The sequence below is a fragment of the Collinsella aerofaciens genome (assembly GCF_015560135.1).
GTDB lineage: Bacteria > Actinomycetota > Coriobacteriia > Coriobacteriales > Coriobacteriaceae > Collinsella > Collinsella aerofaciens_AN.
This window is the reverse complement of sequence record NZ_JADMRH010000005.1, coordinates 76,721-98,005: the sequence shown is the minus strand read 5'-3', so window position 1 is coordinate 98,005 and position 21,285 is coordinate 76,721. Positions and strand designations below refer to the sequence as shown.

Here is a 21,285-nt window from a genome sequence, read left to right as displayed (position 1 = left end):
GATATTTCGCACCGCGCTCTAATTCGGGGTGTTTCGGTCGCCGCCAGTCGGTGCTAAGCTGGTTTTGGCTTTGGTTTTAAATTGCTGTTTTGTTGTTTGACGTATGCGTGTGGGGAGGGCGTGTGGCTAAGAAATCTACGGCTATCGATGTAACGCAGGGTGTTATTTGGCAGCAGCTGCTTTCGCTGTGCGTTCCCATCTTTTTTAGTTCGTTTTTTCAGCAGGCCTACACGCTTATCGGTACCTATATTGTCGGTCAGTTTGGCGGCAAGCTCGCGCTGGGCGGCATTCAAGCCACGATGGTCCTCACCGAGCTCTGCATTGGCTTTTGCGTTGGCGTTGGCGCTGGTTGTGCCGTTATCACGGGTCAGTTTTTTGGCCAGCACGATGATGAGCGTCTGAGCCGTTCGGTCCATACGGCCATGACGCTCGCGCTGGTGGGCGGTATCGCTTTCTCGATTCTTGGCATAGTGTTCGTTGAGCCCATGCTGGTGCTTATGAACACGCCGCATGAACTATTGGCCGAGGGTGTGGCCTATGCTCGCTGTTATTTTGCCGCGATGGTTGCGGCGCTGCTGCTGAATATGGGAACCGCACTGCTGCGTGCCGTGGGCGACACGCGCGGGCCCGCCGTGATCATTGCCTCTGGCTGCCTTGTTAACGTGGTGCTGGATATCATCTTTGTCGCTGTGTTGCATATGGAGGCGCTGGGCTGCGGCATCGCAGTGGCGCTGACCATTTGCTCCAATGCAACGATGATCGTGTTGCGCATGATGCGCGCTCCGGGTGCATGGCGTCTTTCGCTGTCTAAGCTCGGTATCGATCGCGGTATTTGCAAGAGTATGATCTCGTGTGGTCTGCCACTCGGTTTTCAATCGGCTGCCTATTCGATCTCGAACGTGCTGATCCAGGTGTCGGTTAATTCGTTTGGCGCCGATGTCACGACTGCTTGGGGTCTATCTGGGCGCCTGGATGGCATTATCTGGATGGTGACCGAGGCGCTCGGCGTATCGATCACTACGTTCTCGGCGCAGAACTTTGGCGCGCGCAACTACGAGCGCATGCGCAAGGGCTACCATACGTCGCTCGTGCTGTCGTTTATGCTCATTGGTGGCCTGTCTGCCGTGCTGCTGGTGTTCTCGGGTCCGTTGTCGCGTCTGTTTGTCGACGATGCTTCGATTTCGGCGTACACCACGACGATTCTTCATTTCATCGCGCCGTTTTACGCGATCTTCTCGATTATCGAAAACGCGTCGGGCTCCATTCGCGGCGCCGGCGTGAGCTTGCAGCCTATGATGCTCACCATCTTTGGCACCGTTGTCTTGAGGGTGATCTGGGTGTTTGCAATCATGCCCTTCGATCCGTCGCTTGAGCATCTACTGCTGGTCTACCCCGTAACCTGGCTCATCACCGCAACCATGTTCACCATCTACCACCACAGCGGCAACTGGCTAGGCCGCGCCACTGCCTAGCCATTGGGGACGTCCGCAATGGCTAGTATTCGATGCCTTGGCGGGCTAGGAGTCCTTCGTCGAAGTAGTGTTTGATGGGGCGCATTTCGGTGACCAGGTCGGCGAGGTCAGCGAGGGGCAGCAGGCCGCGGCCGGTCAGTATGAGCTCTGTGGTGTCGGGTTTCATCGCGATCAGTTGCCCGTATAGATTTGAACCTTGCCGACTTCCAGTGATGCCATCTATGTCCTTTCGTGCCCGGCGTCGGTTTATCGCCGGCCGGGTTGGGTATTCTAGTTAGCATTATCAACCCCAGTAGATGGAGTTCAAGCAGATGGAGATGGATGACAACAAACGTAGACGGAATATGATTCTCTACGTGCTCATCGCCTTCGTCGTCTACCTCGTGCTCTCGACCGTTCTGTTCCCCAACATCGGTCACACGCAGCAGATTACGAAGACCGATTACTCGACGTTTGTCAAAGCGCTCGATAAGAAGAGCGTCGACAAGGTCGAGTACAACACGGACGATTACTCGATTTATTACACCAAGAAGGGCGAGGACGAGAACATCGCCTACAAGACGACCGGTGTGCCGAATGACGCGGGCTTTACCGATCGCGTGCTTGAGTCTGGCGCTTCGCTGGAGTCGGTCGTTCCCGATAAAAACTCGGGTTTGATGACCTACTACCTGCTCACACTCATTCTTCCCATGGCGATTTTCTTCCTCATCGGTTGGTGGCTCAACCGCCGCATGAAGAAGGCTATGGGCGATGACGGCCCGTCGATGAACTTTGGCGGCGGCGGTTTTGGCGGCGGACTGGGTAAGTCCGGCGCGCGCGTGATCGCCTCCAAGGACGTGGGCGTGACCTTTAAGGACGTCGCCGGTCAGGAAGAGGCCAAGGAGTCTCTCAAGGAGGTCGTCGACTTTCTGGAGAAGCCGCAGCGCTACGAGGAGATCGGCGCCAAGCTGCCGCGTGGTGCTCTCCTTGTTGGCCCTCCGGGTACCGGTAAGACCCTGCTTGCCAAGGCTGTTGCCGGCGAGGCCGGTGTTCCGTTCTTTAGCATTTCGGGCTCTGAGTTCGTTGAGATGTTTGTCGGTCGCGGCGCTGCTAAGGTTCGTGACCTGTTTAAGCAGGCCAAGGAAAAGGCACCGTGTATCGTCTTTATCGATGAGATCGATACCATCGGTAAGAAGCGCGATGGCGGCGGCTTTAGCGGCAACGACGAGCGCGAGCAGACGCTCAATCAGTTGCTGACCGAGATGGATGGCTTCGATAACCATAAGGGTATCGTTGTCCTTGCCGCAACCAACCGCCCCGACAGTCTCGATCCCGCTCTACTGCGCCCCGGTCGTTTTGACCGCCGCATCCCCGTCGAGCTGCCCGACCTGACCGGCCGCAAGAACATCCTCGAGCTGCATGCCAAGAGCGTGAAGACCGAGCCGCCGATCGACCTGACCGCGATTGCCCGCGCCACGCCCGGTGCCTCGGGCGCCGACCTGGCCAATATCATCAACGAGGGCGCCCTGCGCGCCGTTCGCGAGGGTCGCAAGCGTGCAACCCAGGACGACTTCGAGGAGTCGGTGGAGGTCGTCATTGCCGGCCAACAGCGTAAGTCCACGGTGCTGTCCGACCACGAGAAGCAGGTCGTTTCTTATCACGAGATCGGCCATGCCATCGTTGCCGCTCGCCAGAAGGGCTCTGCGCCGGTCACGAAGATCACCATCGTGCCGCGCACGAGCGGTGCTCTTGGTTATACCATGCAGGTCGAGGAGGACGAGCGCTTCCTGACGACGCGCCAAGAGGTCTTGGACAAGCTCGCTGTCTATTGCGGTGGCCGCGCAGCCGAGGAGCTCATCTTTGGAGAGATGACGACCGGCGCCGCCAACGACATCGAGCAGGCCACCAAGCTCGCCCGTAATATGGTGACGCGCTTTGGTATGTCCGACGAGTTTGGCATGATGGCGCTCGGTACCGTGCAGAACGCGTATCTCAATCAGGACACGTCGCTCACCTGCGCCCCCGGTACGGCCGAGCGCGTGGACGCGATTGTTGCCAAGCTGATCGAGGATGCGCACGACCGCGCTTTGCAGATTCTGAAGGAGAACAAGTTTAAGCTCCACGAGCTGGCTCGTTATCTGTATAAGAAGGAGACCATCACGGGCGAGGAGTTCATGAACCTCCTCACGCGCGAGAATCCGCTGATGCCCAAGCAGCAGTAAAGCCGCGGCCGAGCCAGTAAACGCCGACGCCCCATTTGAGCAGCTTTCTCAAATGGGGCGTTTTGCTTGAGAGGGATGGAAATGAAGATCGTGGTGAGCGCCTGCTTGATGGGCGAGAGCTGCAAGTATAACGGGCTCGACAACTATCATCGCGAGTTGGTCGAGGCCTGCGAGCATACGGGGACCGAGGTCCTCTTGGTGTGCCCTGAGGTCTTTGGCGGCCTGCCCACGCCGCGCAGGCCGTCCGAGATTGTGAACGGCGAGGTCCGTACCTGCGAGGGTGCCTCGGTCGATCGCGAGTTTCGCCTGGGCGCTCAACGTGCGCTCGATATGTGCGAGCAGGCGGGCGGCCCGTCCGAGATTGCTGCGTGCGTCTTGCAGGACCGCAGTCCCTCGTGCGGCGCGGGTCGCATCTACGACGGTACCTTTAGCGGTACGCTCACCGCGGGCAACGGCGTCTTCGTTGATCTGTTGCTGCGTCACGGCTATCGCGTTATACCAGCTAGCGAGTTCGACCCCAGCATGCTGGAGCAATAAAAAACCACCACAAGGGCACTGCTCCCTTGTGGTGGTTTTGGGCTAGGCCTAGAGCGTGTGGCCGTAGGCGTTGGCGGCCTTGATGGCGGCGGCGAACTTTTCGTCGGTGAAGGGCTCCGGGTTGCCTTGCTTCCACTCGTTGGTGGCGTGTGCGTATTCGCACAGGGCAGGGATGTCGGCCTCGGAAAGTCCGACCTGCTCAAGCGTTACGGGCAGGCCCATCTGCTTGTTAAAGGCGGCGTAGCGTTCAAGGCTCTCGGTATCGCCCGTATAGGCAAACAGCACGAGCACGCCCAGGCTCACGACCTCACCGTGCAGATAGGTTCCCTCGCGCGGAATGCTGCACGTCGCATTGTAGAACGCGTGCGCCACGCTCGAGTTGTAGTAGTAATCGTTTTGGTTGGTCAGGTTCGAGACATAGCCCGTGTTGACCACGATGTCGAGCGCGATCTGCTTGACGGCCTCGCTCGACAGATTCCGGCGCACGTCCTCAAGACCCTGGACGCCGTAAGTAAACAGCGGCTCGGAGCAGGTGTGGGCGAGTGCCAGGCCAAGACCGGCGGTATGCTCCAAATTACCGGCGCTCGTGGCGTATTCGACCTCGGGCTGCTTGGACAGGGCATCGCCCACGCCGGCCCAGAAGTACTCCGCCGGAGCTTCGGCGATAATCTTGGGGTTGATGAAGATATGCGCAGGTCGGTTGGGGTACGAATATCCCTCGAGCGAGCCGTCGTCGTTGTACACGACGGCAATGGCGGTCGCGGCCGAGCAGTTGGAACAGATCGTCGGGACGGTGAAGACGATCTTCTTGAGCTCGATGGCTGCCGTCTTGACGGTGTCGAGTGCCTTGCCGCCGCCACAGGCGATGAGAACGTCAGCTTCCTGGCAGGCAGGGGAGTTTATGACCTTGGCGATATTGGCGCGCGTGCTGTTGGTGCCGTAGACGCGCGTCTCCAGAATCTCGACGTCGGTGCCTGCCAGCGCAGCCTCGATGCCCGGCAGCGCCGCAGCCAGGGCTCGCTTGCCGCCGATGATGGCGACCTTGGTCGCTCCGTACTCTGCCAGCGCGGCGGGCAACTCGGTAAAACAATCCTCGCCAACGGTGTAGTCGCTCATTCCAATCGTGCGCATAGCAACCTTCTTTCGTTCGATAAAGTGCTTTCAGGTATTTTGCTCCAAGAGAAGGTCCACAGCCGCGAGAAATTTCGAACGTATAAAACCAGTGTTGAGGGTTTTTCGCCGGCGCTGAACGTGCTAGCATACTCCGCATAAGCGTTGATGGGGACGAGTAGTCGGCCGTCCGCATGCTACAGAGAGCGGGGAGCGCTGAGAACCCGTGCATGCGACCGATGAAAATCACCCCGGAGCTGCGGTCCCAACGGACGTGCCGCGCAGGTTCGTCTTAGTAGACATCGCCGAGATGGTCGTCGATACAGACCAGCCGAGTAACGGATGCGAGCGCGCGGCGACGCGAGCGAGGGCATCTAAGCTGGGTGGTTAAGCGAAGAGCTTTTACGGACAGACTGTCCGTTTTGTGGCGCTTCGTCCCAGCTTGTAGGGACGGGCGCTTTTTTGGTGCCCAGAGGGCGTGCGCGCCCATGACAAGAAAGGGGTACCGTGGCAAACGAGTACAAGCAGACGATGAATCTGCCCAAAACCGGATTTCCCATGCGTGCCGGTCTTTCCAAGTCCGAGCCAAAGCGACTCAAGGACTGGCAGGACAACAAGGTCTACGAGCAAGTTCTAAAGAAGAACGAGGGTCACAAGAAGTTCGTGCTGCACGACGGCCCTCCGTACGCCAACGGCCCTATCCACATCGGCCACGCCATGAACAAGATCTCCAAGGACATGATCAACCGTTACTGGATGATGCAGGGCTATGAGGTTCCCTATGTTCCCGGTTGGGACTGCCACGGTCAGCCGATCGAACATAAGGTCGAGGAGAAGCTCGGCACCGAGAAGTTCAACCAGACCTCCACGGCTAAGATCCGCGAGCTTTGCAACAAGTTCGCTGTCGAGAACATCGAGCTCCAGAAGGCTGGCTTCCGTCGCCTTGGCGTGCTTGGCGACTGGGACAACCCGTATCTGACGCTCTATCACCAGCATGACGCCGCCGACATTGAGGTCTTCAAGGCCATGTTCGACAAGGGCATGATCTATCGCGGTCATAAGCCCGTCCACTGGTGCAAGCACTGCCACACCGCACTCGCCGAGGCCGAGATTGAGTACTCCGACGAGACGAGCCCGTCCATTTTCGTGCGCTTCGAGATGACCTCCAAGCCCGCCGGCCTCGAGAACTTCGACGGCCCGGTTGACTTCATCATCTGGACGACCACGCCGTGGACCATCCCCTCCGACCAGGCAGTTTCCCTCAAGCCCGGCGCCGCCTACGTCGCCGTTGAGCACGACGGCCGCGCCGAGGTCATGCTCGAGGACCTGGCTCCCAAGTGCTGCGAGGAGTTTGGCTGGGAGTACACCCCGGTCATGGTCGACGGTAAGCCCTACGTGGTTCCCGCCGAGACCTTCCATCATATCCACTACAAGCAGCCGATCTTTGACGGTGTCGAGGGCGTGGCGCTGCTGGCCGATTACGTCGGTGTCGATGACGGTACCGGTATCGTCCACAACTCGCCCGGCCACGGCGTCGACGACTACTTTGCCTGCCTCAAGGAGGGCATCACCGACATCTGCATGCCGGTCGATGACGACGGCAAGTTCTACACCGGCGAGGAGTTTGGTACCGGTGGCCCCTTCAGCGGAATGGATACCGACGAGGCCAACCCGCACATCATCGAGTTCCTGCGCGAGCGCGGTACCCTGGTCCTCGAGAAAAAGATCACGCACAGCTATCCGCACTGCTGGCGCTGCAAGCACCCGGTGCTCTTCCGTGCTACCGACCAGTGGTTTGTCTCGATGGACAAGACCGGCTTGCGCGAGCAGGCTGGCAAGGAGGTCCGCGAGAACGTCAAGTGGTATCCGGCCCACGCGGCCAACCGCATCGGCGCCATGGTCGAGCAGCGTCCCGACTGGTGCATCAGCCGTCAGCGCAACTGGGGCGTGCCTATCCCGAGCTACACCTGCGCCGACTGCGGCGAGAAGGTCATGAACGACGCCACGCTCGACGCTGTCATCAAGCTCTTCCACGAGAAGGGCTCCGACGCCTGGTTCACCGATGCTCCCGAGAGCTACCTGGGCGAGGCCTGCGTCTGCCCCAAGTGCAGCGGCCATCACCTCAAGGCTGATAAGGACATTCTCGACGTGTGGTGGGACTCCGGTGTGTCTTGGAAGGCCGTCTGCGAGTACCGCCCCGAGCTTGAGTACCCGGCGGATGTGTACCTCGAGGGCTCCGACCAGCATCGCGGTTGGTTCCAGAGCTCGCTGCTCACCTCGGTGGGTGCCAACGGCCATGCTCCGTACAAGGCGGTCGTCTCGCAGGGCTTCACGCTCGATGGCCAGGGCCGCAAGATGTCCAAGTCGCTCGGCAACGTCATCGACCCCAACAAGGTCTGCGACGAGATGGGCGCTGACATCATCCGTCTCTGGGTTGCCTCCGTCGACACCAGCTCCGACGTCTCCATCGACCATGAGATTCTCGCTCGTACGTCCGATGCCTACCGTCGTTTCCGCAACACGCTGCGCTTCCTGCTCTCCGAGCTCGAGGGTCAGTTTGAGCCCGAGACCGACGGCGTCGCCTTTGCCGACCTGCTGCCGCTCGACAAGCTCATGGTTGCCCGCCTGACTCAGGTCCAGGCCGAGGTCGACGACGCCTACGCCAGCTACGAGTTCCCGCGCGCCTACCGTGCGCTCTACGACTTCGTGGTTACCGAGCTCTCCAACGTGTACCTCGACGCCCTGAAGGACCGTCTGTACTGCGACAAGCCCGGCTCGCTCGAGCGCCGCAGCGCCCAGACCGTGCTGGCCGAGCTCTTCTCGATGCTCATGCGCGACCTGCAGCCGATCCTGTCCTACACGGTTGACGAGGCCATGGCATATGCGCCCGCTGGCTGCGTCGATCACCAGAAGTACGCCGCGCTGCTCGATTGGTACAAGTCGCCCATCACGGTCGACGAGGCCAATGAGTTCGAGGGCGTGCTCGAGGCTTCTCTTGAGCTCCGTAGCGCCGTGACCAAGGCCCTTGAGGATGCCCGTTCTGCCGGCACCTTCACCAAGAGCCAGCAGGTTCGCGTCAAGGCGGTCGTTCCCGCCGAGATGTACGCGCTGCTGACTGGTGACAAAGCGGTCGACCTGGCCGAGTTCTACATCGTCTCCGATGTTGAGCTGACCCAGGGCGAAGAGCTTTCCGTCTGCATTGATGCTGCCGAGGGCGAGTGCTGCGACCGTTGCTGGAACTACCGCACCACCGTTGGCGAGTACAACGGCCACGCTCATATCTGTAAGCGCTGCGCTGATGCGCTGTAGGTTACGGCGTTCGTAGAACGCCGTAACCTACCGACGCTGCAAACGCCCCTAAGCGGCAATCTGACGTTCAATCGTCGGTCGCGTACCAAAGTACGCTTCCCTCCTCTTTCACGTCACCTTGCTCGCTTAGGGATGTTTTCGCTGTTGGCGACGGTAATGCGGCGTTTCTATGGACCTAGTCGTTGGGGACGTTCTTAAACGACTAGTCAAACAAGAACGTCCCCAACGACTACCTGTGTCATATTCAAGCGGCATTCTGTTTTTCGGAATGTCGCTTTCGTTTTATGCTGATTATTTCGCTAGCGTTGGTGGATATGTCGTGCGCCCTGCGTGTGACAATATAAGATGGTTAAGTGCGTTAAACGGAATTCGATTGTTCTGAGGGTAGGGGATTTCTTTGGGTCGTGCTGGGGATATGACGCCGCCTTTGCGTTGGCGGTTGGGTGTTGCTGGTGGGGTGGCGCTGGTTGTGCTGCTTGTTGACCAGTTGACCAAGCTTGCGGGTCGTTCCGTGGGCGATGCACTGCATGTGACCGTCATCCCCGGCGTGATCGACTTCCTGTTTGTCCGCAATATCGGCGCTGCCTTTAGCATGGGCGAGGGGCATGGCATCGCGTTTGCCGTGCTGGCGCTGGCGGTCATTGTCGCTATTGCCGTGTACCTCGTTCGTGCACCCCAGCTCGCCCATCTTGAGGTTGTGGGCATGGCGATGGTTGCGGGCGGTGCTATCGGCAACGCTATCGATCGTTTGGCCTTTGGCTTCGTGACCGATTTTATTGCCACCACCTTCATCGACTTTCCCGTCTTCAATGTGGCCGATATCGGCATTACGGTCGGTGTTGTGCTGGCGCTTATCGGTTACATGTTCTTGAGTCCCGCCGCTCGCGAGGTCGATGCGACTGCTGAGCTCAATGCCCGTGATGAGGCCCGCGCTAAGCGCAAAGCCAAGCAGCGTGGGGAGCGTGCCCGCAAGATTCGCGAAAGGAATGAGCGTTAATGGCCGACATCCATATTCTTGTTGCCGACGATTGCTCTGGCCAGCGTCTCGACGCCTTTCTGGGTGCCAACGACGGCTGCCCCACGCGCTCTGCCTGCGCGCATCTGATCGAGGGCGGCGCCGTAATCGTGAACGGCGAGACCTGTCTGTCAAAAAAGTATGCTGTACGCGCCGGTGACCGCATCTCGGTCGACCTGCCCGAGCCGCACGATCCCACCGATGTGATTCCCGAGGCCATCCCGCTCGACATTCGCTATGAGGACGACTATCTCATTGTGCTCTCCAAGCAGCGCGGGCTGGTGTGCCATCCCGCCCACGGCCACGAGAGCGGCACGCTTGCGAACGCCTTGGTCTACCACTGCGGTATCGATCATCTTGGTACCGTGCAGGGTGAGGACCGCCCCGGCATCGTGCATCGACTGGATCGCGATACCTCGGGCCTTATGCTCGCGGCAAAAGACGACGACACCCAGCGCGCGCTTCAAAATCTCATTCGCACGCGTACGCTCGACCGCCGCTATATCACGCTTGTCCACGGGCACATCGCCATGGACGAGGGCACCATCAATACCGGTATCGCCCGTTCTACGCGCGACCGCGTCAAGATGGCGGTTTCGGACGACCCCTTTGCCCGTCAGGCCATTACGACTTTTAAAGTCCTCGAGCGCTTTGATTCCACGCGCTTTGACGATGGTTATACGCTCGTTGAGTGCCATCTGTTTACCGGTCGCACGCACCAGATTCGCGTGCATATGCGTCATATCAACCACGCCTGCGTGGGCGATCCACTCTACGGCAAGTGCGATGCGCGCGCCGACCAGGGCCTGACCAGGCAGTTCCTTCATTCCTGGCGCGTGGCGTTCGACCATCCCGTGACGGGGGAGCGCATTGAGTGCCGCGACGAGTTGCCGTGGGATCTCGCTGCGGTTCTCGACGATCTGGCTCCGCGCTCGCTCGGTCGCACGGCCGTTGGAGATGAAATCGTTCCGCAGCTCGGTCTTCTCGAAGCCTAGCCAGTATTAGGTGGTTTCTTGAACTCGGTAAGCCTGCGGTAAGATATACGATTGTTTACGTTACGCGTTGCTGGGAGCCTGCATGCTCGCCTTTTTACAAACCAACACACCCATCGTGATCTTCAACCAGATTGTCGTCACGCTGCTCACGGTCTGCTTTCTGTACCAGGTGGTCTTCTTTGTCATTGGCGCTCTTCGTGGCGAGGTTGCGCCTCCCAGGGCCAAAAATCTCCATCGCTATGCCTTTTTTATCGCGGCGCATAATGAGGAGGCCGTGATCGCCAACCTCGTTCGCTCCATCAAGGACCAGGATTATCCGTCCGAGCTCATCGAGGTTTTCGTGGTCGCCGATGCCTGCACCGACAACACGGCGCAGCTCGCGCGCGAGGCCGGTGCCATTGTTTACGAGCGCAATGACCTGGCCCGCAAGGGCAAGAGCTGGGTCATGGACTTTGGCTTCGACCGCATTCTCAACGAGTATCCTGACACGTTTGAGGGCTACTTTATCTTCGATGCCGATAACGTTATCTCCCGCGATTACGTTTCCAAGATGAATGATGCCTTTGACCAGGGCTTCCATGTGGTCACGAGCTATCGCAATTCCAAGAACTTCGGCAGCTCGTGGATCTCGGCTGCTAATGCCACGTGGTATCTACGCGAGGCGCGCTTCCTCAACAACGCGCGTAATATCTGCAAGACTTCTTGCGCTGTTTCGGGTTCGGGTTACCTTATCTCCGCCAGCGTTATCGAGGGCATGCACGGTTGGCAGTTCCACACGCTGACCGAGGACATTCAGTTCACTACGTTCTGCGCTATTCACGGTATTCGCATTGGCTATGCGCCGGCGGAGTTCTTTGACGAGCAACCCGTGACGTTCAAGGCATCCTGGAAGCAGCGTATGCGCTGGACCAAGGGCTTTTACCAGGTGTTCTTTACCTACGGTAAGCATCTGGTCAAGTCGACGTTCCGCTATCATCGCTTTGCCGCCTACGACATGTTCATGACGATCGCCCCGGGTATGCTGCTATCGCTGATCTCGATGCTCGCCAATGCGACGTTCCTGATCGTGGGTGGCCTTTCGCATGGTTTCTTGGCTACCGAAGTCGAGATGCAGGCGTGCGCCGCTTCGCTCATTATGACCTTCGCCATGATGTATCAGACCTTCTTTATCCTGGCGCTGCTCACGACTATCTTTGAGTACAAGCACATTCACTGCGCGCAAAAGTGGCGTCTGGTGACTAACCTGTTTACCTTCCCGATCTTTATGTTCAGCTATATCCCCATCACGGTGGCCGCGCTGTTCCTGAAGGTCGACTGGGTGCCGACGCAGCACGCCGTCAACGTTACCCTTGACGAGGTCATGCAAGGCGCCAAATAACCACCACCAAAACCACCGCAAAGGGGACAGGCACCTTTGTGGTGGTTTTTGCTTTTGCGATGCAGCTCGAGGAGGAGTCCGATGGTCTATATCCCGTTTTGGATTTGCATCTTTGCCGGCGTGGCTATTGATGCCCGAGAGCGACGGTTTCCCAATGGGCTTGCCGGCGCATGTGCCGTGACGGCGTTGGCGGGCGTTTGGCTCGACCTCGGTTTGAACACAGCGCTTGACCACGCCGGTCTTGCGGTCATCGTCTACCTTGCCCTTGTGCTCACTGAGTCGCTCTGGCGACGCCTTCGCCACGCCCCGGGCATCGGCATGGGGGATGCCAAGGCGCTCTTCGCGCTTTGCACGCTCGACCCTATGGGTGGCATCGTGGCATTTGCCGTCGCACTCCTGGCCCTGGCCCTCTCCTGTCTCTTCACAAAATCGCGCTCCCTGCCATTGCTCCCGTTTTTAGTGCCGATTTTTGCCATAATCGAGGTCGTGGGTTGCACATTTTAACCGATTGCGCATCCTTCTTAAGGAGCATGCCATGGCATCTAATCAAGAAACGGCCGTCATTAAGGCGCGCATGGACCGTATTCCCTCGGCGTTGTCGCCCGAACTTGTCGAGCGTATTGCCGCCGATCGTGCTTCGGGCTATGTCAACCCGTATCGTTGCAACGACGATCAGGTCATTCGTCGTATTGATCGCGCCGCCGACAAAGGCACGCTTATGCGTCCGGCGTTTATGCGCGATACCGAAAAGATACTTCATCTTCCGGCGTACACCCGTTATGCAGGCAAAACGCAGGTCTTTAGCTTCCGTAGCAATGACGATCTGTCACGCCGCGGTTTGCACGTGCAGCTCGTCTCCCGCATTGCGCGCGATATCGGTCGCGCCCTGGGGCTCAATTGCGATCTGATCGAGGCGATTGGCCTGGGTCACGACTTGGGACACACGCCTTTCGGCCATGCCGGCGAGCGCTTCCTCAACGATATCTATCATGAGCGTACGGGGCGTTATTTTTTCCATAACGTGCAGTCGGTCCGCGTGCTCGACGCGTTGTATGGCCGCAACGTGTCGCTCCAGACGCTCGACGGCGTGCTATGCCATAACGGCGAGTACGAGCAGCGTGTGTTTGAGCTCTCGGACATGGGCTCTTTTGACCAGTTTGACCAGACGGTTGAGGATTGCATTGCCACGGGCTATAGCGCAATTGAGCATCTGCGTCCCATGACGCTCGAGGGCTGCGTCGTTCGCATCTCGGATATTCTTGCCTACGTTGGTCGTGACCGTCAGGATGCGATCGCGGCGGGCCTGCTTTCGCCCGACGTTTTTGATGATGGCCGGGGCGGTGCCTACAACAGTTGGATCCTCACGCATGCCTCCATCGATATCGTTGAGCACAGCTATGGTAAGCCGCGCATCGAGATGAGCGAGGACCTGTTTGAGGAAATTCGCCGAGCCAAGCGCGAGAACTACGAGAAGATCTATAGCAAGGGCGGTATCGAAGGCGATTCCGAGGCGGAGCTGCGCGAGGCGTTCGTAAAGCTCTACGACCGTTGCCTGCGGGATCTAAACAGTGGCGACGAGTCCTCTTACATCTTTAAGCACCATATTTCGCGCATTGAGCAGCAGCTTTCCTACTACGATCGCACCTATGCCTGGCAGGACGACAAGGATCAAGCCGTGGTGGATTATATCGCGAGCATGACGGACGGCTATTTCTGCGAGCTGACGAGCAAGTTATTCCCTGGCCTGGAGTTTCCGCACCGTACCTATATTAACGAACGGTAGTTCGTATTAATTCGGTATACTGTTAGTGGAAAACGTTTTTGATTGATGCACGGGATGGCTATGGACGACCTTTTTTCTGCCTCGACGCGCGAGCGTTCCTTTAAAAATGCGCCGCTCGCGGTGCGCATGCGACCCAATTCGCTCGACGAGTACGTGGGCCAGCAAAAGGCCGTCGGTAAGGGTTCATGGCTGCGTGCCGCAATCGAGCACGACGTGCTTTCGAGCGTGATTCTGTGCGGGCCTGCCGGTACGGGCAAGACGACGCTGGCCCACATTATCGCCAACCATACCAAGAGCGAGTTTGTCGAGGTCAGCGCCGTCACGGGTAACGTGAAGGACCTGCGTCGCGTGATTGATGAGGCCAAGACGCGCCTGAATACGTACGATCGCCGCACCATTCTATTCATCGATGAGATTCACCGCTTCTCTAAGTCGCAGCAGGATGCCCTGCTGAATGCAGTTGAGAACCGTACCGTCATTATGATTGGCGCTACGACAGAGAACCCGTACTTTGAGGTCAACTCGGCACTGTTGTCGCGCGGGCGCGTGGTGGAGCTTGAACATCTGAAGGATGAGGATATCGCCACGCTTATTGAGCGTGCGCTCGAGGCACCACAGGGCTTGAACGGAAAGTTCTCGGCCGATGAGGATACGGTCAAGACCATTTGCACGCTGGCAGCGGGTGACGCTCGCTCGGCGCTCACGACGCTCGAGCTTGCGAGCGAGATTGCCGTCACGCGTCCCGATACCGAGGGAACGCCAGCGCCTGCGGCTGGGGAGCGCCATCCCATCACCGTGGATGACGTGAAGATTGCCAACCCGCGTCGCGGCTTTACGTATGACAAAAACGGCGACATGCACTACGACATCATCAGTGCGTTCATCAAGTCCATGCGCGGTAGTGACCCCGATGCCACGATCTATTGGCTCGCGCGCATGATCGATGCTGGGGAGGATCCTAAGTTTATCGCTCGCCGCATTATGATTCACGCTTCTGAGGATGTTGGCAACGCCGACCCGCAGGCGCTTTTGGTGGCGCATGCCGCGTTTAAGTCTGCCGAGGTCATTGGCTATCCCGAGTGCCGCATTAACCTGGCTCAGGCTGCACTCTATGTGTGCTTGGCGCCAAAATCCAACGCGTGTGAGGCTTCGATCGATGCGGCACTGGCCGATATCCATTCTAGTGGGCTTCGCGAGGTGCCGAGTTATCTGCGCGATCGCCATCGCCCGGGCAGCGATGAATACGGTGTGTATAAGTATCCACATGATTATCCCGAAGGCTGGGTCGATCAGCGCTATTTGCCCGAAGGCTTGGAACGCGGTGCATTTTGGCAGCCTGCCGGGCGCGGCTGGGAAGAGTGGCGCGTAGAGCAAAGCGAACGCGACCGCAGCGGGAATGCACCGAGGTAGCTGCTGATAATTTTGTCCCACGTTGCTGCTCTTGGCATGTTCGGTCCCCTTTGGGGTACCATGAAAAGCGTCTGTATTTCGATTCTTCCGGGAGGCTTGTATGAGTCCCATTCAAATCGCCCTGCTGCTGCTCGCCGTTGCCGGCGTGTGGGCCATCGCTGAGCTCGCGCTTACCCTGCGCAAGACCCGCAATGTTGTCGACTCGCTCGATAAGACCGTGAACGACCTCAACAACACCATCGCCGAGGCTCAGCCTGTGGTGGCAAAGCTCGATGGCGCTGTCGATGAGCTTACGCCGGCGCTTGCCCAGATGGAGCCGCTGCTTAAGTCGAGCAAGACGGCAGTTGATGCCCTTACCTCCAATCTCGTAGAGGTCGAAGCCGTGGTTCGCGACATTTCCGAGGTTACGGGCAGCATGGCCGAGGCCAGCAATGCTGTGTCGAGCGTGACCGACTCTGCCGCCGGTGCTGTGCAGAAGCTCTTCAATAAGGTGAAGGCTCCTGCAGCCGACGCCGATCGCAAGCTCGCCGCTGCCGCTGCGGAGGCCGAGCAGCCTACCGAGCGCGTCCTAATTGGCGAGGACGAGGCCGCCGCGGGCGACGATGATTGTCAGAAGTCTGTATCCAAGCCGGCTCAGTATTACACCTATACGCCCGCCGAGACCTCTGAGGAGTCCTGCGATGAGTAGCGAAGCAACCTGCCCCATCACGCTGACCGTTGCCGGCGACCCGCGTCTCGCTCGCCTTGTGCGCATGACGGCAGCCAACGTTGGCGCCCTGTGTTCCATGTCTGTCGATCGCATCGAGGACATCCGCATGGCTGCCGAGGAAGCCTTTATCTTTGGCTGCACGGCTGTTGATTCCGACGACATCTCAATCAAATTCGATGTCGATGAATCTCACGTTGGCATGACCTTTACCTTTGGCGATCAGGCCACCGTCGACGAGGATGACCAGGCTGCTGTTTATGCCGAGCTTATTTTGGCGAGCGTGTGCGACTCCTACGAAAAGACTGCGGCGCCCCTGACGCTTTCCCTCGACCTCAAGGCGGATATTTAATATGACCGAACGTTCCCGGAGCGGCAAGACCGCTTGGGACAAGGAGAAAACCCGCGAGCTGTTTCGTCGCTACAAGGAGACCGGTGATCCGGACGCCCGCGAACAGCTCGTCATGTCCCATATGAACCTGGTAAGGTTTCTTGCCAACAAATTTAAGAATCGCGGCGAGCCGCTCGACGACCTCATGCAGGTCGGCTATCTGGGTTTGCTCAAGGCTATCGACCGCTTTGACCCCGAGCGCGGACTCGAGTTCACGACGTTTGCGACACCCACTATCCTGGGCGAGATCAAACGCCATTTCCGCGACAAGGGCTGGAGCGTGCGCGTACCGCGTCGTCTGCAGGAGCTCTCGGCCAAGGTCAACCAGGCTACTGACAAACTTACCAACGAGCTGCAGCGTTCGCCCAAGGTTGAGGAGATCGCTGAGTATCTAGATGTGACTGTCGATGAGGTCCTCGAGGCTATGGAATCGTCTTCGGCCTATACCTCGGTGCCCATCGAGGCTCCTGGTGCGTCCGATTCCGACGATGCGCCCTCGATTCTCGACCGTTACGCCGACGATGACAACGAGCTCGACTTTACCGATGACCGCCTGGTGATCGAGGAAGCCATCCGCGATTTCTCGCCGCGCGAGCGCGAGGTGATCGAGCTGCGCTTTGTAAAGGGCATGACCCAGATCGAGATCGCCAAGAAGCTGGGTATTTCTCAGGTGCAGGTTTCGCGCCTGCTGCGCCGCACGCTTAAGAAGATTCAGGACAAGATCGACCCCGACGGAGTGATGATTCGTTCATGAGTGAGCGCCCCCAACAAACCGATCGCGTGCTGCGCGACACCCGCATTCTGACGCTTCGCATTTGGGCTGTTGTCGGCTGCATTGTCATCGCCGCTGTCATCTTTAACCTTATGGGCATCCTGGCGCCGGTTATCGAGTTTCTCGCTGTTGGTTCCATCATTGCCTTTGTGATGTCCCCGATCACCAACTGGCTCGAGCACCATGGCGTGAATCGCGGCATCGGTTCGCTTATCGCGCTTATTGTTGTTGTTGCCGTGCTCGTCGGTGTCGTTTGCATCTTGTCGCCGATTCTCTTTGGTCAGATCATGGAAGTCCTGAGCCGCCTGCCCGAGCAGCTTCGTGTTGCGGGTGGCGACCTCAACGAGATGATCTCGAATGCCAAGACGCTTAACAACACGCCGCTCAAGGAGTATTTGGACGATAATCTTTCGTCGCTGGTCACCGTGGCATCGAAGTATGTGTCTCAGATCGCTGCCGAGCTTGGCCGCGGTGTGTTCCCGCTCATCACCAATACGGCCTCGCAGTTGTTCGTGATCTTCCTTGGTCTGGTGCTTGCGTACTGGATGGCCTGCGACTACCCTCGCATGCACCACGAGATTTGCACCATCATCGGTCAGGAGAAGGAGACCTCGTACCGCTTTATGGTCGCCATCCTTTCTCGCTCTGTCGGCGGCTACATGCGCGGTATGGTCGTGACGTCTATCTGCGGTGGTTTCCTCGCCTTTATCGGTTTTATGATCATCGGGCATCCGTATGCGGCGCTCATGGCTATCTTTACCGGCATCATGCATTTGGTTCCGGTCGTCGGTCCCTGGGTGAGCGCAGCAATCGCCACAGTGCTCGGTTTCATGTTCAGCCCTATGTTGGCGTTATGGACGCTCATCGTGACGATGGTCGCGCAAAACGTCACCGATAATGTGATTTCGCCTAAGGTCATGCAGAGCTCGGTGCAGGTGCATCCCATCATGAGCCTCACGGCGCTCGTTATTGGCTCAGCACTCATGGGCCCCATCGGCATGATTATTGCCATCCCGCTTTGTGCGGCCCTCAAGGGTATCTTCGTGTACTACTTCGAGAATGAGACCGGCCGACAGCTTGTGGCCTATGACGGCGCCGTGTTTAAGGGCACGCCGTACCGCGATGCCGATGGCAACCCGGTCGCCGCCTACGACGCGCTCGGCGACGACACCTTCATCTACGAGTCCGAGCTCATCGGCAACGAGACTGCGCCCGAGGCCAAGGCCATGCCCAAGCCCGAGCTCGATAATCCCTGGATTAAGCTCTCTGGTCTGCAGCCCGATGCCACGGGCTTCTTCAAGAACCCCTTTGCCAAGGACGATGACTCCAACTCGGACGACGATACCAAAACCGGCATCGACGGCTCCATGGACGATGATGACAACTAGCGGGGTAATTCGGATTAATATTCATACGCGCTAACATGCAATTTCGCTGAAGGGCCGGCATTGTGCCGGCCCTCTTTTTTGCATGGGCGCGGCGGGATGGTAATATCGTTACGTTTGAACTGTTTCGATGTGAAACCGAGGAGATTCCCTCTATGAGTGCTGACTACCCGTCAATGACTACGGCCGAGATCCGCTCCAAGTTCCTCAACTTCTTTGAGGAGCGCGGTCTTAAGCTCTATCCTTCTTCGTCTCTTGTTCCTGACGATCCTTCGCTGCTGCTTGCCAACGCTGGCATGAACCAGTTTAAGGAGTACTACCAGGGCAAGAAGACCATGAAGGAGATCGGCGCGATTTCCTGCCAGAAGTGCGTCCGCACCAACGACATCGATTGCATCGGCGAGGACGGCCGTCACCTGTCGTTCTTCGAGATGCTCGGCGACTTCTCTTTTGGCGGCGTCTCCAAGGAGCAGGCTTGCGCTTGGGCCTTTGAGCTCATCACCAAGGAGTTCAAGCTGCCGCTCGACCGCCTGTACTTCACCGTCTTTACCGAGGACGACGAGACCCACGATGTGTGGCGCTCCCTGGGCGTTGCCGAGGATCACATTTCTCGCCTGGGCGAGGACGACAACTTCTGGGCCGCTGGCCCCACCGGGCCCTGCGGTCCGTGCTCCGAGATTTACTTTGATATGGGCGAGGAGGTCGGCTGCGGCGGCCCCGACTGCAAGCCTGGCTGCGACTGCGACCGCTTCCTGGAGTTCTGGAACCTCGTCTTTACCCAGTACGACCGCCAGGAGGACGGCTCCATGCCGGAGCTGCCGCACCGCAACCTCGATACGGGTATGGGCCTGGAGCGCATGGCCGCCATTATGCAGCACAAGACCGCCAATTACGACGGCGATCTGATGCAGCATCTCATCAAGCTGGGTGAGGAGGTCAGCGGCAAGACCTATGACGCCGACGATTACTCCGGCGCCAGCCGCTCCCTGCGTATCATCGCCGACCACTCCCGTGCCGTCGACTTTATGATCTCGGACGGCATCCTTCCCGGTAACGAGGGTCGCGAGTACGTCCTTCGCCGCCTACTCCGTCGTGCCGTGTTCCACGGTCGCCTGCTGGGCATCGAGGGCGCCTTCCTGACCAAGTTCATTGACGAGGTTAACGCTCAGATGGGCGAGGCCTATCCCGAGCTGCTCAAGAATGTTGCGCTCGTCAAGGGTATCGTCGCCTCCGAGGAGGAGCGCTTCTCCACGACGCTCGACAACGGCCGTGTTTACCTGGACGAGGCCCTGGCAGCGCTTGTCGAGGGCACCGTGCTTCCGGGTGACGTTGCCTTTAAGCTGCACGACACCTTTGGTTTCCCCATTGACCTGACTGTCGAGATCGCCGGCGCTGCTGGCCACGACGTCGACATGGACGGCTTCACCGCCTGCATGGAGGACCAGAAGGCCCGCGCTCGTGCCAACGCCAAGGGCGATGCCTGGGGCAGCTTTAACGACGTGTGGGTCGAGCTTTCCGACAAGGTCGCCGCGACTGAGTTCGACGGTTATGACAACGATGTGATCGAGGGCGCCAAGGTTGTCGCCATCGTGCGCAACGGTGAGTCCGTCGAGTCCGCCGCCGCGGGCGAGGACGTCGAGGTCGTGCTCGACCGCACCCCGTTCTATGCCGAGATGGGTGGCCAGCAGGGCGATGCCGGCGAGCTTTCCGCCGAGGGCGTTTCGCTGACCGTTTCCGATACCAAGAACCACAACGGCCTGTATGCTCACGTCGCCCACGTTGCCGAGGGCACGCTGGTCGTCGGTGCTACCGTGACCGCCGCGCTCGACGCCGAGCGCCGTGGCTTCCTGCGCCGCAACCACACCGCCACGCACCTGCTCGATGCCGCCCTTAAGCAGGTCCTGGGCGAGCACGTCTCCCAGGCCGGCTCGCTGGTGACGCCCGAGCACCTGCGCTTTGACTTTACGCACTTCGAGGCCCTGTCCTCCGAGCAGCTCAAGGCTGTCGAGGACCTGGTCAACCAGCAGATCTTCGCTTTCAAGCCGGTCGTGACCCGTGTCATGGACATCGACGAGGCTAAGGCTGCCGGCGCTGTCGCTCTGTTTGGAGAGAAGTACGGCGATGTTGTCCGCGTCGTCTCCGTGGGCGCCGAGGACCAGCCGTTCTCCCGCGAGCTCTGTGGTGGCACTCATGCCGCCAATACCGCCGAGATTGGCCTGTTCAAGATCATTTCCGAGTCCTCCACGGGCTCCAATGTCCGCCGTATCGAGGCCGTGACCTCTAAGGGTGCCCTCGACTACATGGCCGACCGCCTGGCGCTCGTTGACGCCGCCGCCGCTGCGCTCAAGTGCCGCGTCGACGAGGTTCCCGCCCGCGTGGAGAACCTGCAGGCCGAGCTGCGTGAGACGTCCAACAAGCTCAAGAAGGCGCTCACTGGTGGCTCCTCCGATGCGATCTCCAGCGCCATCGAGGGTGCTGTCGAGCTGAATGGCTACAAGCTTGTTGTTGCTGAGCTTCAGGGTCTCGAGGCCGCTGACCTGCGCAACGTTTGGGATACCGTGCACCAGAAGGTCGCCGGCCCTGTCGCTTGTGTCGTCGCCAGCGTGACTGAGAAGGGCACTCCGGCCCTGCTCGCTGCCGGCTCCGATGACGCCGTCAAGGCCGGTTTCCACGCCGGTAACGTGATCAAGCAGATCGCGGGTCTGGTCGACGGTCGCGGTGGCGGTCGTCCCAACATGGCCCAGGCCGGTGGCAAGAATGCTGCCGGCATCGCCGATGCCCTCGCGGCCGCTAAGACCGCGCTCGGCGCCTAAGAATCTAA

General features: G+C 59.1%; 17 protein-coding genes. 15 read left to right on the top strand and 2 right to left on the bottom strand.

Features of this window, described 5'->3' with window-relative positions; translation table 11 throughout:
• The first annotated feature begins 122 nt into the window (after positions 1–122).
• Positions 123–1,472 (top strand): MATE family efflux transporter, encoded by a 1,350-nt coding sequence (locus tag I2H19_RS03790; RefSeq protein WP_195621339.1) that lies wholly within the window; start codon positions 123–125, stop codon positions 1,470–1,472.
• Positions 1,473–1,494: 22 nt separating this feature from the next.
• Here the strand turns inward: I2H19_RS03790 and I2H19_RS03785 are convergent, their stop codons facing one another.
• The gene (locus tag I2H19_RS03785) at positions 1,495–1,638 is read right to left on the bottom strand and encodes a cob(I)yrinic acid a,c-diamide adenosyltransferase (protein ID WP_229089764.1); all 144 of its coding nucleotides are present in this window, start codon (positions 1,636–1,638) and stop codon (positions 1,495–1,497) included.
• A 145-nt stretch (positions 1,639–1,783) separates the two neighbouring features.
• On the opposite strand from I2H19_RS03785, the gene ftsH reads away from it, so the two are divergent.
• Together ftsH and I2H19_RS03775 are read left to right on the top strand one after the other, a co-directional pair.
• A complete protein-coding gene (gene ftsH, locus I2H19_RS03780; protein ID WP_195621388.1) occupies positions 1,784–3,673 on the top strand; it encodes an ATP-dependent zinc metalloprotease FtsH in 1,890 nt (629 codons plus the stop codon).
• 81 nt (positions 3,674–3,754) lie between these two features.
• Positions 3,755–4,210, top strand: coding sequence for a 2-thiouracil desulfurase family protein (locus tag I2H19_RS03775; RefSeq protein WP_195621338.1), 456 nt, complete (start codon positions 3,755–3,757; stop codon positions 4,208–4,210).
• A gap of 48 nt (positions 4,211–4,258) precedes the next feature.
• Here I2H19_RS03775 and I2H19_RS03770 read toward each other — a convergent pair whose 3' ends face one another.
• Positions 4,259–5,341, bottom strand: coding sequence for an iron-containing alcohol dehydrogenase family protein (locus I2H19_RS03770; RefSeq protein WP_195621336.1), 1,083 nt, complete (start codon positions 5,339–5,341; stop codon positions 4,259–4,261).
• A gap of 510 nt (positions 5,342–5,851) precedes the next feature.
• Here I2H19_RS03770 and ileS point away from each other — a divergent pair.
• From ileS to alaS, 12 genes are all read left to right on the top strand, one after another.
• Positions 5,852–8,629 carry an isoleucine--tRNA ligase gene (gene ileS / locus I2H19_RS03765; protein ID WP_229089767.1) on the top strand — a complete coding sequence of 926 codons (2,778 nt, stop codon included), beginning with the start codon at positions 5,852–5,854 and terminating at the stop codon, positions 8,627–8,629.
• Between the two features lie 469 nt (positions 8,630–9,098).
• Entirely contained in the window at positions 9,099–9,626 is a 528-nt protein-coding gene (gene lspA / locus I2H19_RS03760) for a signal peptidase II (protein WP_324252733.1), read from the top strand.
• On the top strand, positions 9,626–10,639 hold the full coding sequence (locus I2H19_RS03755) for an RluA family pseudouridine synthase (RefSeq protein WP_195621333.1): 1,014 nt from the start codon (positions 9,626–9,628) through the stop codon (positions 10,637–10,639). The genes lspA and I2H19_RS03755 overlap by 1 nt, the downstream gene beginning before the upstream one ends.
• A gap of 82 nt (positions 10,640–10,721) precedes the next feature.
• On the top strand, positions 10,722–12,017 hold the full coding sequence (locus I2H19_RS03750; RefSeq protein ID WP_195621332.1) for a glycosyltransferase family 2 protein: 1,296 nt from the start codon (positions 10,722–10,724) through the stop codon (positions 12,015–12,017).
• Positions 12,018–12,098: 81 nt separating this feature from the next.
• Positions 12,099–12,521: a prepilin peptidase gene (locus tag I2H19_RS03745; RefSeq protein WP_195621331.1), complete on the top strand. Its 423-nt coding sequence runs from the start codon at positions 12,099–12,101 to the stop codon at positions 12,519–12,521.
• Between the two features lie 31 nt (positions 12,522–12,552).
• Positions 12,553–13,800 carry a deoxyguanosinetriphosphate triphosphohydrolase family protein gene (locus I2H19_RS03740; RefSeq protein ID WP_195621330.1) on the top strand — a complete coding sequence of 416 codons (1,248 nt, stop codon included), beginning with the start codon at positions 12,553–12,555 and terminating at the stop codon, positions 13,798–13,800.
• 60 nt (positions 13,801–13,860) lie between these two features.
• Positions 13,861–15,210 carry a replication-associated recombination protein A gene (locus I2H19_RS03735; protein WP_195621329.1) on the top strand — a complete coding sequence of 450 codons (1,350 nt, stop codon included), beginning with the start codon at positions 13,861–13,863 and terminating at the stop codon, positions 15,208–15,210.
• Between the two features lie 100 nt (positions 15,211–15,310).
• Positions 15,311–15,898, top strand: a complete 588-nt coding sequence (locus I2H19_RS03730; RefSeq protein ID WP_195621328.1) for a hypothetical protein — start codon at positions 15,311–15,313, stop codon at positions 15,896–15,898.
• Positions 15,891–16,268, top strand: a complete 378-nt coding sequence (locus I2H19_RS03725; RefSeq protein WP_022094590.1) for a hypothetical protein — start codon at positions 15,891–15,893, stop codon at positions 16,266–16,268. The genes I2H19_RS03730 and I2H19_RS03725 overlap by 8 nt, the downstream gene beginning before the upstream one ends.
• 1 nt (position 16,269) lies before the next feature.
• Positions 16,270–17,061, top strand: coding sequence for an RNA polymerase sigma factor SigF (locus I2H19_RS03720; protein WP_022094589.1), 792 nt, complete (start codon positions 16,270–16,272; stop codon positions 17,059–17,061).
• Positions 17,058–18,467: an AI-2E family transporter gene (locus I2H19_RS03715; protein WP_195621327.1), complete on the top strand. Its 1,410-nt coding sequence runs from the start codon at positions 17,058–17,060 to the stop codon at positions 18,465–18,467. The genes I2H19_RS03720 and I2H19_RS03715 overlap by 4 nt, the downstream gene beginning before the upstream one ends.
• A gap of 152 nt (positions 18,468–18,619) precedes the next feature.
• Complete coding sequence (alaS, locus tag I2H19_RS03710; RefSeq protein ID WP_195621325.1) at positions 18,620–21,277, top strand: alanine--tRNA ligase; 2,658 nt, start codon at positions 18,620–18,622, stop codon at positions 21,275–21,277.
• The last annotated feature ends 8 nt before the right edge of the window (positions 21,278–21,285 follow it).

Bases quoted from the DNA above. Each gene is read 5' to 3' on its own strand.
- I2H19_RS03785 (WP_229089764.1), bottom strand. From the start codon at position 1,638: ATGAAACCCGACACCACAGAGCTCATACTGACCGGCCGCGGCCTGCTG.
- ftsH (WP_195621388.1), top strand. From the start codon at position 1,784: ATGGAGATGGATGACAACAAACGTAGACGGAATATGATTCTCTACGTG.
- I2H19_RS03775 (WP_195621338.1), top strand. From the start codon at position 3,755: ATGAAGATCGTGGTGAGCGCCTGCTTGATGGGCGAGAGCTGCAAGTAT.
- I2H19_RS03770 (WP_195621336.1), bottom strand. From the start codon at position 5,341: ATGCGCACGATTGGAATGAGCGACTACACCGTTGGCGAGGATTGTTTT.
- ileS (WP_229089767.1), top strand. From the start codon at position 5,852: ATGAATCTGCCCAAAACCGGATTTCCCATGCGTGCCGGTCTTTCCAAG.
- I2H19_RS03755 (WP_195621333.1), top strand. From the start codon at position 9,626: ATGGCCGACATCCATATTCTTGTTGCCGACGATTGCTCTGGCCAGCGT.
- I2H19_RS03750 (WP_195621332.1), top strand. From the start codon at position 10,722: ATGCTCGCCTTTTTACAAACCAACACACCCATCGTGATCTTCAACCAG.
- I2H19_RS03745 (WP_195621331.1), top strand. From the start codon at position 12,099: ATGGTCTATATCCCGTTTTGGATTTGCATCTTTGCCGGCGTGGCTATT.
- I2H19_RS03740 (WP_195621330.1), top strand. From the start codon at position 12,553: ATGGCATCTAATCAAGAAACGGCCGTCATTAAGGCGCGCATGGACCGT.
- I2H19_RS03735 (WP_195621329.1), top strand. From the start codon at position 13,861: ATGGACGACCTTTTTTCTGCCTCGACGCGCGAGCGTTCCTTTAAAAAT.
- I2H19_RS03730 (WP_195621328.1), top strand. From the start codon at position 15,311: ATGAGTCCCATTCAAATCGCCCTGCTGCTGCTCGCCGTTGCCGGCGTG.
- I2H19_RS03725 (WP_022094590.1), top strand. From the start codon at position 15,891: ATGAGTAGCGAAGCAACCTGCCCCATCACGCTGACCGTTGCCGGCGAC.
- I2H19_RS03720 (WP_022094589.1), top strand. From the start codon at position 16,270: ATGACCGAACGTTCCCGGAGCGGCAAGACCGCTTGGGACAAGGAGAAA.
- I2H19_RS03715 (WP_195621327.1), top strand. From the start codon at position 17,058: ATGAGTGAGCGCCCCCAACAAACCGATCGCGTGCTGCGCGACACCCGC.
- alaS (WP_195621325.1), top strand. From the start codon at position 18,620: ATGAGTGCTGACTACCCGTCAATGACTACGGCCGAGATCCGCTCCAAG.